Raw genomic sequence first — 318 nt, 5'->3', positions numbered from 1 at the left:
CTCGCCGTCGGGGCCCAGGAGGGAGACCTCGGTGGTGTAGGTGAAGCCGGTCCGCTGGTCGAAGACATCGTCCTCACCCGCGAAACCGCCCCCAGCCCCGGTATAGGCACGCCCCTCCTCGGCCCAGACGTTCATCCGCTGCTCGGGCGCGGCCAGCTCGCCGCGGTCGTCGAGGGTGCGCAGGCGGGTCGCGGCCAGCGCCGGGACGGGGGATCCGGGGATTTCCTCGTAGGCGATCTCGGTCACCGCGCCGAGGGGGGAGGCGACGCGGGTGATGACGGGGCCGTGTCCGGCCAGCGGCCGCCCGTACTCCAGCCC

1 protein-coding gene is annotated in these 318 nt (G+C 74.2%); it reads right to left on the bottom strand.

Annotated elements, in window-relative coordinates; genetic code table 11:
* On the bottom strand, positions 1-318 hold a 318-nt coding region (locus IF89_RS39960), incomplete at both ends, for a hypothetical protein (protein ID WP_043195076.1).

The sequence above is a fragment of the Streptomyces sp. NRRL F-2664 genome (assembly GCF_000719345.1).
In the GTDB taxonomy this organism is placed as follows: Bacteria; Actinomycetota; Actinomycetes; order Streptomycetales; family Streptomycetaceae; genus Streptomyces.
Note: the sequence above shows the minus strand (reverse complement) of the source record. Positions and strands in the feature narration are given on the sequence as shown.